Raw genomic sequence first — 13261 nt, 5'->3', positions numbered from 1 at the left:
ATGGCGCTCCTGGAGGCCACGGCGGCGACCCGCCCCCGGGCCGGACTCGTCGGGCGGTTCCCCGCGCTGGCGGTGCTCGAATACAACCTCGTCGCCTACCGCCGCACCTGGCGGGCCGGCGTCTTCTCGTCGTTCCTGCTGCCGCTGCTCACCATGGTCGGCTTCGGGGTGGGCGTCGGGGCGTACGTCGAGGCGCCGGTGGCCGGGGTGCCCTACCTGGACTTCCTCGTACCGGGGTTGATCGCCTCGACCGCGCTCCAGGTCGCGATCGGCGAGTCGACCTGGCCGGTGCTGGGCAACTTCGAGTGGATCAAGATCTACTTCGCCCAGGCGGCGACACCGCTGCGGGTGGCCGACATCCTCGGCGGGCAGCTCGGCTTCGTGCTGTTCCGGGTGCTCACCAGCAGCCTCGCCTTCCTGCTCGTGGCGGCGGCGTTCGGCGCGCTGCACTCGCCGTGGGCGCTGGCCACCCTGCCGCTGGTGGCGCTGATCGGGGCGGCGGTGGCGGCACCGGTCTTCGCCTACAGCTCCTCGGTGCGCAGCGACAGCTATCTGGCGCTGCTGTTCCGGTTCGCGGTGATCCCGATGACCCTCTTCGCCGGGGTCTTCTTCCCGGTCGAGTCGCTGCCGGTGGTGCTGCGCTGGCTGGCCTACGCGTCGCCGCTCTGGCACGGCGTGGACCTGTGCCGGGCCGCCACCCTCGGCGTCGCGCCCGCCTGGTCGATCCCCGGTCACCTGCTCTACCTCGGCGCCTGGGTCGCCGTCGGCTGGTGGCTGGCGCACGCGGCGTTCCGCCGCCGGCTGGTGGTCTGAGCCACCGCCGGGCGACCGCGCTCCGTTCCCGTCCGTTCCGATCCGAAGAGAGAGGCTTCCGTGGTCAGCATCGTCCTGCCTCGGCTGATCAGCTTCGAGGGCGCACCCCGCCGCGCGGCCTCGGTGGCCGAGCGCAACGTCGCGGCGCTGAAGTCCGCGTACTGGGTGGTGCTGATCTCGGGCTTCTTCGAGCCGTTGCTCTATCTGCTCTCCATCGGCGTCGGGGTGGGGGCGCTGGTCGGCGACCTGACGCTGCCGAGCGGCACCGTCGTGACGTACGCGGCGTTCGTGGCACCGGCGATGCTGGCCGCCTCGGCGATGAGCGGGGCGCTGGCGGAAACGACGTTCAATTTCTTCGGCAAGATGAAATACATGAAGCTGTACGACGGGATCCTCGCCACCCCGGTGCAGCCGTTCGAGATCGCCCTCGGCGAGCTGGGCTGGGCGATGCTCCGGGGCAGCCTCTATTCGGCGGCGTTCCTGGCCGTGATGGTGGGGCTGGACCTGACCAGTGGGATCCGGGCGTTGGTCGCCTTTCCGGCCGCCGTACTGGTCGGCTTCGCGTTCGGCGCGCTGGGCATGGCGCTCTCCACCTTCATGCGCAGTTGGCAGGACTTCGATTTGATGGGCTCGGCCCAGTTCGCGCTCTTCCTCTTCTCCGGGACGTTCGTGCCGGCCGAGGCGTACCCGTCGGTGCTGCGCTGGGTGGTCGAGGCGACGCCGCTCTACCGCGCGGTGCACCTGGTCCGGGGCATCACCGTGCAGGGCGGCGGCTGGGGCGAGCTCGGCGACGTCCTCTACCTGGTCGGCGTGACCGCGCTCGGCCTGGTCGTCGCCGGACGCCGGATGGGCCGGCTGCTCTGCAAGTGAGCCCGCGAGTCCGCACGGGGCCGGTCCGTGGTGGGTCGACCGCACCGGCTACGGCGGTTGGACCGACGCGGCCGCCCGCTGCGACTACCGTGAGTAGTTGACCGGTAGCCCGGTTCGGCGGTGGTCGCACCGTCCCGGGCGGCGCCGTTCGAGGGAGAGCGGGATGGCCGAGGAGCGACGGACCGGCAGTCCGGGTCGGCTGCCCCGGGCTGCCTGGGGCACCGTGCTGCGGCGGACCCTGCGCGAGGCGCAGGAGGACAACGTCACCGACTGGGCGGCGGCACTGACCTACTACGGGGTGCTGTCGCTCTTTCCGGCCCTGCTGGTGCTGGTGGCGGTGCTGGGCCTGCTCGGCGACGCGGCGGTGCGCGGTGTGCAGGACGTGATCCGGGACGTCGTGCCGGCGGCGTCCGCCCGGGACATCCTGCTGACCGCGATCACCCAGGTCCAGGGGAGTACCGGCACGGCCGGCCTGGTCGCGGTGCTCGGCATCCTCGGCGCGTTCTGGACGGCGTCCGGCTACATCGGTGCCTTCAGTCGGGCCGCCAACGCGATCTACGACGTGCCGGAGGGACGGCCGCTCGCCCGTACCCTGCTGCTCCGGATCGGCCTGACCGCCCTGATCGGGCTGCTGGTGCTGATCAGCCTGGTGCTGCTGGTGTTCAGTGGGCGGCTCTCGGCGCAGGTGGGCCGGCGGCTGGGTGTCGGCGAGGCCGGGGTGACGGCCTGGGACATCGGCAAGTGGCCGGTACTCGTGCTGCTGGTCAGTCTGATCTTCGCGGTGCTCTACTGGGCGGCACCGAACGCCCGGCAGCGCTTCCGGTGGATCAGTCCCGGTAGCGTCTTCGCCGTGCTGGCCTGGGCGGTCGTCTCGGCCGGCTTCGCGCTCTACGTGAGCTACTTCGCCTCGTACAACCGGACCTACGGCTCGCTGGCCGGGGTGATCGTCTTCCTCGTCTGGCTCTGGCTCTCCAACGTCGCGATCCTGCTCGGTGCCGAGTTGAGTGCGGAGCTGGAGCGGGAGCGGACGATCCGGTTGGGCGGGTCGGCGGAGCGGGAGCCGTACGTCTCGCTGCGGGACGACCGCAAGCTCAGGAAGCGGCGGGGTCGCGGTGAGTGATCCCGCGCTTTCCTTGATCAACAACTAACTTTCGTCCGTTAGGACAAAAGTTAGCGTCATCTTGGATGAAGCTCTAGACATCCGCTCCGGAAGCCTCCTACTGTGTCGAACACAACGCGCTGGCGTTGCGTCGACGCGAACGTGAGCCTGACGGAGGTGACTCCCTGTGCGCACCCCGGAAGCGCTGCACCTGCGGCTGCTGCGGCTGTTGCGCGACCAGGGCGCGGTGTCCAGGGCCGAACTGGCCGACCGGTTGCAGATTCCTCGGCCGCGCCTGCTCGCCGAGCTGGAGCGGCTGGTCGGCCTCGGTTACGTCGCGGAGGCCGGACTCGCCGCCTCCCGGGGCGGTCGCCGTTCCACGCTGGTCGAACTCAGCCCCGACCTACGGTTCGCCGCCGTCGACCTGGGCGCCAGCTCGATCGATGTCGAGGTGGTCAACGGCCGGCTCGAACCCGTCGCCGCGTACGCCGAGACCACCGACATCCGCTCCGGCCCCAAGGTGATCCTGCAACGGGTGCACGAACTCCTGCACAAGGCGAGGGTCGACGGGGCGTACGAGCGGCTGCACGCCGTCGGCATCGGCGTACCGGGGCCGGTGAGCTTCCGGGACGGCGTACCGGTGTCGCCGCCGATCATGCCCGGCTGGGACCGGTTCCCCGTCCGGGAGCTGCTGACCCGCGAGCACGGCTGCCCGGCGGTGGTGGACAACGACGTCAACATAATGGCCATCGGCGAGCGGCACGGCGGGGTGGCGCACTCGGTCGACGACTTCCTGTTCGTCAAGATCGGCACCGGCATCGGCTGCGGCATCTACCTCTCCGGCGAGGTCTACCGGGGCACCGACGGCTGTGCCGGCGACATCGGGCACATCCAGGTCGACTCGCACGGCCCGATGTGCTCGTGCGGCAACGTCGGCTGCCTGGAGGCGCTGTTCAGCGGTGCCGCGCTGGCCAAGGAGGCCACCGTGGCGGCCCGCAGCGGCACCTCACCGGCGCTGGCCGAGCGACTCGCCGCCACCGGTACGGTCACCGCGCTCGACGTCGCCGAGGGCGCCATCGAGGGGGACGTGACCTGCATCCGGCTGATCCGCGACGGCGGGCGGCGGGTCGGCGGCGTACTCGCCGGCCTGGTCAGCTTCGCCAACCCGTCGATGATCGTGATCGGCGGCGGGCTGGCCCAGCTCGGCCACATCCTGCTGGCGGAGATCCGCAGCGTGGTCTACCGGCGCTCGCTGCCGCTGGCCACCGGCAACCTGCCGGTGGTGCTCTCCGAACTCGGTCCCCGGGCCGGGGTCACCGGCGCCGCCGTGCTCGCCACCGACGTCGCCTTCGCGGAGGCGTCATGACCGGCCGGAGCGCGAGCCCCGGCCGGCCCGGTCGTGGCGGCGACGAGCCAAACGAGGAGACGTCATGACCGAACCCGACGAGCGGTCCGGCGACGCCGAACGGACCGGTGCCGACGTGACCGATGCGGCCGGCGCGCCGCACCCGGACGGGACCGGCCCGGTCGGCGACCCGCCGCCGCTGGTGACCCCGCCCGCCGACACGGTGCCCGGCGAGGTCGTCCTCCGGCTCACCGACGTGGTGAAGACCTTTCCCGGGGTACGCGCCCTGGACGGGGTGCAGTTGGAGGTGCGGGCCGGCGAGGTGCACTGCCTGCTCGGCCAGAACGGCGCCGGCAAGTCGACGCTGATCAAGGTCCTCTCCGGTGCCCACCAGCCCGACTCGGGGCAGGTGGAGTGGCTCGGCGAGCCGGTCACCTTCGGCAACCCGCAGGCCGCGATGAAGGCTGGCATCGCCACCATCTACCAGGAACTCGACCTGGTCGAGGACCTCTCCGTCGCCGAGAACGCCTTCCTCGGGCACGAACCGAAGACCCTCGGCTTCGTCCGGCGCGGCTACATGGCCCGGCAGACCCGGGAGATCCTGGGCCGGCTCGGGCACCCGGAGATCCCGCCCCGCCGGATGGTCCGCGCACTGCCGTCGGCCGGCAAGCAGATCGTCAGCATGGCCCGGGCGCTCTCGCACGAGGCGCGACTGATCATCATGGACGAGCCGAGCGCCGTACTGGCACACGACGAGGTCGGCAACCTGTTCCGGATTATCCGGGAGCTGACCGCGCAGGGCATCGCCGTCATCTACATCTCGCACCGGCTGGAGGAGATCCGCGAGATCGGCGACCGGGTCACCGTACTCAAGGACGGCCGGACCACCGCGGCGAACCTGCCGGCCCGGTCCACCCCGACCCGCGACCTGGTCAGCCGGATGACCGGCCGGACCATCGAGTACGTCTTCCCGGACCGCCCGGCCGAGACGCCGGCCGCCGAGACCCTGCTCGAGGTGCGCGACCTCGGCCGGGAGGGCGAGTTCGCCGACGTGTCGCTGACCGTGCGGGCCGGTGAGATCGTCGGCATCGCCGGCCTGGTCGGCTCGGGCCGCTCCGAGCTGCTGGAGACCATCTTCGGGGCCCGCCGGCCCAGCTCCGGCACGGTCTCGATGGCCGGCCGGCCGGTCCGGCCGGGCAGCGTCGGCGCCGCCGTCCGGGCCGGGATGGGGATGGCCCCGGAGGAGCGCAAGAGTCAGGCGCTGCTGCTCGGCGAGCCGATCTACCGCAACGTCACGCTGGCCACCTTCACCCGCTGGGCCCGGCTGGGCTTCACGGACGCGGGCCGGGAGCGGGCCGAGGCGAACGAGGTCGCCGACCGGCTGGAGCTGCGGCCCCGGGACGTCCGGCGACCGGTCCGGACGCTCTCCGGCGGCAACCAGCAGAAGGTCGTGGTCGGCCGCTGGCTGCTCGGCGACACCAAACTGCTGCTGCTCGACGAACCGACCCGGGGCGTCGACGTCGGCGCCCGGGCCGAGCTGTACCAGGTGATCCGGGCGCTGGCCGCCCGGGGAGTGGGCGTACTGCTGGTCTCCAGCGAGGTGCCGGAGGTGCTCGGCCTGGCCGACCGCGTACTGGTGATGCGGGAGGGCCGGGTGGTGCACGAGGCCCCGGCCGGAGAACTCGACGAAGACACCGTGCTCGACCTCGTGATGGCGGGGTCGCTGATGGAGGGGGCGCCAGCGTGACCGAACGTACCGAGACCGCCGCGCCGGCGGGAACGGCGCCGCCGGTTGACCGGCCGTCGCCGGTGTCGCCGGCACCGGCCGGAGCGCCGGTGCACAAGGGCGCCGGTGCGCCCGGGAACGGCACCGGCCGGTGGAGCGGCGACGCGGCCGAGACGTTCCGGCGCAACCTGGGCCTGGTCGGGGTACTGGTGGTGCTGATCATCATCGGCATCGTCACCCGCCCCGACCTGTACGGCGACCCGTCCTGGATACGGGCGAACATCTTCTCGATCCTCACCCTGGCCTCGGTGGTCGGCGTGGTGACGGTCGGGATGACCTTCGTGATCATCGGTGGCGGGATCGACCTCTCGGTCGGCGCGATCGTGGCGCTGGCCGGGGTCTGGAGCACCACGGTCGCGACCCAGAGCTACGGCGCCGGAGGGATGATCTTCACCGCGATCGTGGTGGCGGTCTGCGTCGGGCTGGTCAACGGCTTCCTGATCTCGTACGGCCGGCTGGTGCCGTTCATCGCCACCCTGGCCATGCTGGTCGCCGCCCGGGGACTGGCCGCCGAGATCTCCGACAAGCAGACCCAGGTCTCCAACAACGCGACCATCAACGGCATCGCGAGTACCGACCTCCTCGGCATCCCGGTGCTGGTCTACATCCTCGCCGCGGTGGTGGCGGCCGGCTGGGTACTGCTCAACCGCACCACCTTCGGCCGGCGTACGGTCGCGGTCGGCGGCAACCCGGAGGCGGCCCGGCTGGCCGGCATCAACGTACGCCGGCACAGCATGCTGCTCTACGCCCTCTCCGGCCTCTGCTGCGGAATCGCCGCGATCATGCTCACCGCCCAGGCGAACTCCGCACAGGCGGCGATGGCGAACCTCTACGAACTCGACGCGATCGCCGCGGCGATCATCGGTGGCACGCTGCTCAGCGGCGGCCGGGGCACGATCATCGGCTCCCTGCTCGGTGTGATCATCTTCGCCACCATCACCAACCTGTTCGCGATCAACGGCCTCTCCACCGAGGCGCAGAACATGGTCAAGGGCGGCATCATCGTCGCCGCCGTACTGGTCCAGCAGTTCCGGTTCAAGTCGGTCACCCAGCTCCTCGCCCGAAACAAGCTCACCTCGACGAACTGACGCACCGCAGCAATCCGGTGGCGCCCGCCGCCGGTGGCCACCCCGGCCGCCGGCCGGTGGACCCCACCCACCTCACCCCACCCGAAGTCGAAATAACCAGGAGGTCGTCATGACCCAGCACGATCCGCTCCGGCCGGTGCGTGACCTGTCCCGCCGCCGGCTGCTGCTCGGCGGGGCGGCGGTGGGCGCCGGTGCCCTGCTCACCGCCTGCACCAGCAACGAGACCGGCTCCGGTGGCGGCGGGAACGAGCAGGTCAAGGAGGCGGACAACGCCGCCAACCCGAACAGCGTGCCGGGCCAGCGGGTGGTCATCGGCTTCTCCGCCCCGGCCGCCGACCACGGCTGGCTCGCCGCCATCACCAAGAACGCCGAGGCGCAGGCGAAGGTCTACTCGGACGTGGAGTTCAAGACGGTGGCCGCCGGCGCGGACGCCGCCGCCCAGCGGGCCGCGCTCTCCACGCTGATCTCGCAGAAGCCGAACGTGATCGTCATGCTGCCGCACGACGGCAAGGAGCTGAACGCCTCCGGGCTGGAGGCGATGAAGGCCGGCATCCCGGTGGTCAACCTGGACCGGGCGTTCCCGGACGCGCTGGCGTACCGGCTCCAGATCAAGGGCGACAACTACGGCATGGGCGTCGCGGCCGGCCGCTACATCGGCGAGCAGATGAAGGCCAAGGGCATCGCCAACCCGATCATCGGCGAGATCGCCGGCATGGACGAGCTGGAGCTGACCAAGGAGCGGTCCGCCGGCTTCGCCGCCGAACTGGCCGTCTACGGCTTCAAGGTGCAGAACCGCCGCGCCGCCCGGTTCACCGCCGACACCGGCCAGAGCGAGGCGTCGCAGCTGCTCCAGGCGCTGCCCAAGATGGACGCGCTGTGGAACCACGACGACGACCAGGGCATCGGGGTACTCGCGGCGATCAAGCAGGCCAACCGCTCCGAGTTCATCATGGTCGGCGGCGCCGGCTCCAAGGCCGCCATCGACGCGATCGCGGCCGACAACAGCGTCCTGAAGGCAACCGTCACCTACAGCCCCTCGATGGCCTCGTCGGCGATCTCGCTGGCCCGGCTCATCGGCCAGGGCAAGGGCATGTCCGACCTGGTCGAGCTGCAGGTGCCGAAGGAGATCACTCTGGCCTCCGAGACGATCACGAAGGAGAACGCGAGCCAGTACGCCAAGCTCGGGTTCTGACACACCGGGGGGAGACCCACCTTGTCCACGAATGAGAAAGAACTGCGGGTCGGCATGGTCGGCTACGCGTTCATGGGCGCCGCGCACTCGCAGGCGTGGCGGACCGTGAACCGCGTCTTCGACCTGCCGGTACGTGCCCGGATGGCCCTGATCTGCGGCCGGGACGAGTCGAAGGTCGCCGACGCGGCCGGCCGGCTCGGCTGGGAGGGCCACACCACCGACTGGCGCGAGCTGATCGCCCGGGACGACATCGACATCGTCGACGTCTGTACGCCCGGCGACAGCCACGCCGAGATCACCATCGCGGCCCTGGAGGCGGGCAAGCACGTACTGTGCGAGAAGCCGCTGGCCAACACGGTCGAGGAGGCTCGGGCCATGGTCGCCGCGGCGGCCAAGGCCCAGACGGTGGGCGTACGGGCCATGTGCGGGTTCAACTACCGCCGGGTTCCCGCGGTCAGCCTGATGCGGGAGCTGGTCGCCTCCGGCCGGCTCGGCGCGATCCGGCACGTCCGCGCGGTCTACCTGCAGGACTGGATCACCGACCCGCAGTTTCCGCTGGTGTGGCGGCTGCAGAAGGACAAGGCGGGGTCCGGTGCGCTCGGCGACATCGGGGCGCACATCATCGACCTGACCCAGTTCGTGACCGGCCAGCGGATCACCGGGGTCAGCGCGATCACCGAGACCTTCGTCAAGGAGCGTCCGCTGCCGGCCTCGTCGAGCGGACTGGCCGCCTCGGCCGACGGCGCCGGGGCCGCCATGGGCCAGGTCACCGTCGACGACGCGGCGGTCTTCGTGGCCCGGCTCGACGGCGGTGCGCTCGCCACCTACGAGGCGACCCGGTTCGCCACCGGGCGGCGCAACGCGCTGCGGGTCGAGATCAACGGTTCGCTCGGCTCGGTGGCGTTCGACCTGGAACGCCTCAACGAGCTGGAGTTCTACGACGCCACGGAACCCGGCGCCGAGCAGGGCTTCCGGCGGATCCTGGTGACCGAGGGCGACCACCCGTACATGGCGGCGTGGTGGCCGCCGGGACACATCATCGGGTACGAGCACTCGTTCACGCACGAGCTGCGGGACTTCCTCGCGGCGATCGCCACCGGGTCGGACCCGTCCCCGTCGTTCACCGACGCGCTCCAGGTCCAGCTCGTACTGGACGCCGTGGCGCGCTCGGGAGAGCTGGGCTCGTCCTTCACCGCGGTGGAGCAGGTGCCCGCTCCGGTCAGCGCGTAACCGCAGGACCGGCGTACGCCGGCTTCGCCAGCCCTCGGGCGCGGAGCCGGCACCGCCGGAGACAGTTGTCCACCCGTCGGGTGGCCCGGCCCGGGCTCGGGCCGGAACCCGACCCGAGAAGCTTTCCGGAACGGCCGGCGAGGGTCCGGTCGCGGTTGCGCCCCGCGACCGGAGGGAGGTCGACCCGGAAGGAGTGCGCACGCGCACGACGGAGCCCGCTCCGGTCGTGCCGGGCGACAGGTGACACGGCCGTCCGGTGCGGCCGGACCGGGATTCCCCGGTCGCACCGGACGCCGGAACCGCACCGGCCAACCCCCGGCCGGTGGTACCACCGCCGCAGGCGACCCCCGCAGCGGCCCCGCAGCACGACCCGTCCCGGCCACCCGGCCGGGCCGCCCGACGACTTTCGCCCCGCCGTCCACAGTGGCCGGTGAGGGGCACAACTCCACAGCGAGACCCGCGACCGGAGCCGGCAACCCCCGCCGCCCGGTCGCCCCGGACCGGGGGAGGCAGGACCGCGACGCCGACCGGCCCTGCCTACCAAGCCCCGTCCGCCCGCACGGTCACGGACCCGAGCAGTGTCGTTGCCGCCGACTCCGGCGCTGCCGCACGGGATGTTCCACCGCGACGGTCGGGCGGGCGGGGCGCTTTTCACAGTTGCGAGGCAAGATGTCCCGATAGGTGGACCCGATGGGCCGATCCGACACATGGCACGGTTCGTCGTAGTACACCCCCGGTCGGCCCAGGGCCGTGCCGGCACCGGAGGGAGGAGCACTGATGCGTACGGGTGTCTGGCTGGTTGGCGGGCGTGGTTCGGTCGCCGTGACCAGTACGGTCGGGGCGCTGGCCCTGCGGGCCGGGCTGGCCGAGCCGACAGGCTGCGTGACCGAGCTTCCGGCCCTGCGTAGCGCCGCCCTGCCGGCCCTGGCCGACCTGGTCTTCGGCGGGCACGACATCGCCACCACCCCGCTGGTGAAGAAGGCCGAGGCGCTGGCCGAGGCGGGCGTACTGCCGGCCCGGCTGGTCGCGGCGCTGGCCGAGGAGTTCGGTGCGGTCGAGGCCGAGCTGCGGCCGGCGCCGACCGGTGGCCCACAGGCGGCCGCCGTCGAGACGATCGTCGCCGACCTGACCGGATTCCGCGAACGGCACCGGCTCGACCGGGTGGTGGTGGTGAACGTCTCCTCGACCGAGCCGGCCCCGCAGGCGCACCCGGCACACGCCAGCCTCGCCGAACTGGACGCCGCGCTCGCCCACGGCAGCCCACTGCCGGTCAGCTCCACCTACGCCTACGCCGCCTTCACCGCCGGTTGCTCCTATGTGGACTTCACCCCGTCCACCGGCGCCCGGCTCCCCGCCCTCGCCGAACTGGCCCGCCGGGCCGGCCTCCCGTACGCCGGGCACGACGGCAAGACCGGCGAGACGCTGGTGAAGTCGGTTCTCGCCCCGATGTTCGCGATGCGGAACCTGCGGGTACGGAGCTGGTCCGGCACCAACCTGCTCGGCGGCGGCGACGGCGCCAACCTGGCCGAACCGGCGGCGAACGCGGCCAAGTCCGCCAGCAAGCAGCGGGTACTCGGCGAGACCCTCGGCTACGTCCCGCAGGGCAACACCCGGATCGAGTACGTCGACGACATCGGCGACTTCAAGACCGCCTGGGACCTGGTCACCTTCGCCGGCTTCCTCGGCACCCCGATGCGGATGGAGTTCACCTGGCACGGCTGCGACTCCTCGCTCGCCGCACCCCTGGTGCTCGACCTGGCCCGGCTGACCGCCGCCGCGCACCGGGCCGGCCGGGCCGGCCCGCTGACCGAACTGGCGTTCTTCTTCAAGGATCCGCTCGGCGAGGTGCCGCACGCCCTCGCCGAACAGTGGGCCACGCTGCGCGCCTTCGTCCGGGAACTCGACGCCGAGCCGACTTCGGGGGACCCGGATGCCGTCGCTGCGTGACCTGACCGAGCTGGTCCGGGCGCCGGCCGCGCTCTCCGTCCCCGGGGACGTGCTGGCCGGGGCCGCCGCCGCCGACGCGCTGGACCGTCGGGTGCCGGGGCTGGCCGGGGCATCGGTGCTGCTCTACTGGGCCGGGATGGCCGCCAACGACCTCGCGGACCGCGAACTCGACGCGCGGGAGCGGCCCGAGCGGCCGATCCCGAGCGGCCGGGTCTCGCCGGGGTTCGCCCTCGGCGTCTCGGCCGGGCTCACCGCCGCCGGGATCGGGCTCGCCGGGCTGGCCGGCGGTCGCCGGGCGCTGGCCGTGGCGGTGCCGCTGGCCGGCGCGGTCTGGGCGTACGACCTGTGGGCCAAGAACACCCCGGCCGGGCCGGCGGTGATGGCCGCCTGTCGGGGGCTGGACGTGCTGCTCGGCGCGAGCGGGGGCCGGGTGGCCCGGGCGGTACCGGCGGCGCTGACGGTGGCCGCGCACACGTACACGGTCACCGAACTCTCCCGGCGAGAGGTCTCCGGGGCGACCCGGGCGCTGCCGGCGGCGACCCTGGCCGGTACCGCCGCGGTGGCCGCCGCCGCGGTAACCCGGCCCGGCCCCGCCGACCCGGCCCACCGGGCCGGCTGGGGCGCCCTGGTCCCGGCCGCCCTCGCCGGCTGGTACGGCCTGCACTACGGCAGCGCGCAGGCCCGGGTGGCGGCCGACCCGCAGGCGTCCCGGGTCCGGGCCGCGGTCGGCGCCGGCATCACCGGCCTGCCTGCGCTACAGGGCGCGCTGGTCGCCCGGACCGGCGCCGCGCTGCTCGGCGTCGCGGTGGCCGCCGCCGCCCCGATCGGGCGACGGCTCGCCCGACTGGTGTCGCCGACATGAGCGCCGGTGCCGGGTCCGCCGCCGCACCGGGTCAGCGGGCGACGGCTCGCCCGACTGGTGTCCCCGACATGAGCGCCGCCGCGCTGCCCGGGCTGCGGTTCGGGTACGGGACCAACGGCTTCGCCAACCACCGCCTCGACGACGCGCTGCGGGTCATCGCCGACCTCGGCTACCGGGGCGTGGCGCTGACCCTGGACCACGACCACCTGGACCCGTTCGGCCCGCACCTGGCGGCCCGGGTGGCGGCGGTCGGCCGGAGCCTCGCCGCGCACGGCCTCGGCGTGGTGATCGAGACCGGGGCCCGCTACCTGCTCGACCCCTGGCACAAGCACGCCCCGACGCTGCTGCACGACGACAACGCGCTGCGGGTCGAGTTCCTCCGCCGGGCCGTCGCGATCGGCGCCGACCTCGGCGCCGAGGCGGTCTCCTTCTGGTCCGGGGTACGACCGGCCGACGTCGAACCGGCGGCCGCCTGGGACCGGCTCGTCGCCGGCTGCGCCGAACTGGTCGAGGTCGCGGACGCCGCCGGGATGCCGCTCGGCTTCGAGCCGGAGCCGGGCATGCTGGTGGCGGAAATCGCCGACTGGTGGCGGCTGCGGGAGGCCCTGGGCGCCCCGCCCGGCTTCGGCATCACCCTCGACATCGGGCACTGCCGGTGCCTGGAGCCCCACCCGGTGCCGGACTGCGTCGCGCAGGTGGCCCCGCACCTGGTCAACGTGCAGATCGACGACATGCGCCGGGGCGTGCACGAGCACCTGGAGTTCGGCACCGGAGAGATCGACTTCCCGCCCGTACTGCGGGCGCTGGCCGAGGCCGGTTACGCCGGGCTGGTCGCCGTCGAGCTGCCCCGGCACTCGCACGCCGCCCCCACCGTGGCGGCGCGGTCGATCGACTTTCTCCGGGGCGCCGCCGCCGAGGCCGGGCTCACCGAGGCGCGGGGCAGCGCCGTGCCGGACCGGGGGCGGTGACCGGCACACCCGACTGACGAAGCACCACCACCGGGGGGACCGCGACCACCATCCACACCGG

Annotated in this window: 11 protein-coding genes; all 11 read left to right on the top strand. The window is 72.8% G+C overall.

What is annotated here, in order from left to right; translation table 11 throughout:
* Positions 1-9 precede the first annotated feature (9 nt).
* The 11 genes from C6361_RS31330 to C6361_RS31280 all read left to right on the top strand — a co-directional run bounded on the left by C6361_RS31330 (position 10) and on the right by C6361_RS31280 (position 13200).
* Complete coding sequence (locus C6361_RS31330; protein WP_369931461.1) at positions 10-813, top strand: ABC transporter permease; 804 nt, start codon at positions 10-12, stop codon at positions 811-813.
* A gap of 60 nt (positions 814-873) precedes the next feature.
* Positions 874-1683: an ABC transporter permease gene (locus tag C6361_RS31325; protein ID WP_107263238.1), complete on the top strand. Its 810-nt coding sequence runs from the start codon at positions 874-876 to the stop codon at positions 1681-1683.
* A 163-nt stretch (positions 1684-1846) separates the two neighbouring features.
* Positions 1847-2803 (top strand): YihY/virulence factor BrkB family protein, encoded by a 957-nt coding sequence (locus C6361_RS31320; protein WP_199853138.1) that lies wholly within the window; start codon positions 1847-1849, stop codon positions 2801-2803.
* Positions 2804-2969: 166 nt separating this feature from the next.
* Entirely contained in the window at positions 2970-4148 is a 1179-nt protein-coding gene (locus C6361_RS31315; RefSeq protein WP_107269943.1) for an ROK family protein, read from the top strand.
* 64 nt (positions 4149-4212) lie between these two features.
* A complete protein-coding gene (locus C6361_RS31310; protein ID WP_107269942.1) occupies positions 4213-5874 on the top strand; it encodes a sugar ABC transporter ATP-binding protein in 1662 nt (553 codons plus the stop codon).
* Positions 5871-7001 carry an ABC transporter permease gene (locus C6361_RS31305; RefSeq protein ID WP_107269941.1) on the top strand — a complete coding sequence of 377 codons (1131 nt, stop codon included), beginning with the start codon at positions 5871-5873 and terminating at the stop codon, positions 6999-7001. The genes C6361_RS31310 and C6361_RS31305 overlap by 4 nt, the downstream gene beginning before the upstream one ends.
* Positions 7002-7110: 109 nt before the next feature.
* A complete protein-coding gene (locus tag C6361_RS31300; protein WP_107269940.1) occupies positions 7111-8193 on the top strand; it encodes a substrate-binding domain-containing protein in 1083 nt (360 codons plus the stop codon).
* A gap of 54 nt (positions 8194-8247) precedes the next feature.
* Positions 8248-9423 (top strand): Gfo/Idh/MocA family protein, encoded by a 1176-nt coding sequence (locus C6361_RS31295; RefSeq protein WP_199853595.1) that lies wholly within the window; start codon positions 8248-8250, stop codon positions 9421-9423.
* Between the two features lie 777 nt (positions 9424-10200).
* The gene (locus C6361_RS31290) at positions 10201-11370 is read left to right on the top strand and encodes an inositol-3-phosphate synthase (protein WP_107263231.1); all 1170 of its coding nucleotides are present in this window, start codon (positions 10201-10203) and stop codon (positions 11368-11370) included.
* Entirely contained in the window at positions 11354-12232 is an 879-nt protein-coding gene (locus C6361_RS31285) for an SCO3242 family prenyltransferase (RefSeq protein WP_107269939.1), read from the top strand. Before C6361_RS31290 ends, C6361_RS31285 begins: the two co-directional genes overlap by 17 nt.
* A 68-nt stretch (positions 12233-12300) precedes the next feature.
* Positions 12301-13200: a sugar phosphate isomerase/epimerase gene (locus tag C6361_RS31280; RefSeq protein WP_107269938.1), complete on the top strand. Its 900-nt coding sequence runs from the start codon at positions 12301-12303 to the stop codon at positions 13198-13200.
* Positions 13201-13261 lie beyond the last annotated feature (61 nt).

This window comes from Plantactinospora sp. BC1 (genome assembly GCF_003030345.1).
In the GTDB taxonomy this organism is placed as follows: Bacteria; Actinomycetota; Actinomycetes; order Mycobacteriales; family Micromonosporaceae; genus Plantactinospora.
Note: the sequence above shows the minus strand (reverse complement) of the source record. Positions and strands in the feature narration are given on the sequence as shown.

Bases quoted from the DNA above. Each gene is read 5' to 3' on its own strand.
- C6361_RS31320 (WP_199853138.1), top strand. From the start codon at position 1,847: ATGGCCGAGGAGCGACGGACCGGCAGTCCGGGTCGGCTGCCCCGGGCT.
- C6361_RS31310 (WP_107269942.1), top strand. From the start codon at position 4,213: ATGACCGAACCCGACGAGCGGTCCGGCGACGCCGAACGGACCGGTGCC.
- C6361_RS31300 (WP_107269940.1), top strand. From the start codon at position 7,111: ATGACCCAGCACGATCCGCTCCGGCCGGTGCGTGACCTGTCCCGCCGC.
- C6361_RS31295 (WP_199853595.1), top strand. From the start codon at position 8,248: ATGGTCGGCTACGCGTTCATGGGCGCCGCGCACTCGCAGGCGTGGCGG.
- C6361_RS31290 (WP_107263231.1), top strand. From the start codon at position 10,201: ATGCGTACGGGTGTCTGGCTGGTTGGCGGGCGTGGTTCGGTCGCCGTG.
- C6361_RS31285 (WP_107269939.1), top strand. From the start codon at position 11,354: ATGCCGTCGCTGCGTGACCTGACCGAGCTGGTCCGGGCGCCGGCCGCG.
- C6361_RS31280 (WP_107269938.1), top strand. From the start codon at position 12,301: ATGAGCGCCGCCGCGCTGCCCGGGCTGCGGTTCGGGTACGGGACCAAC.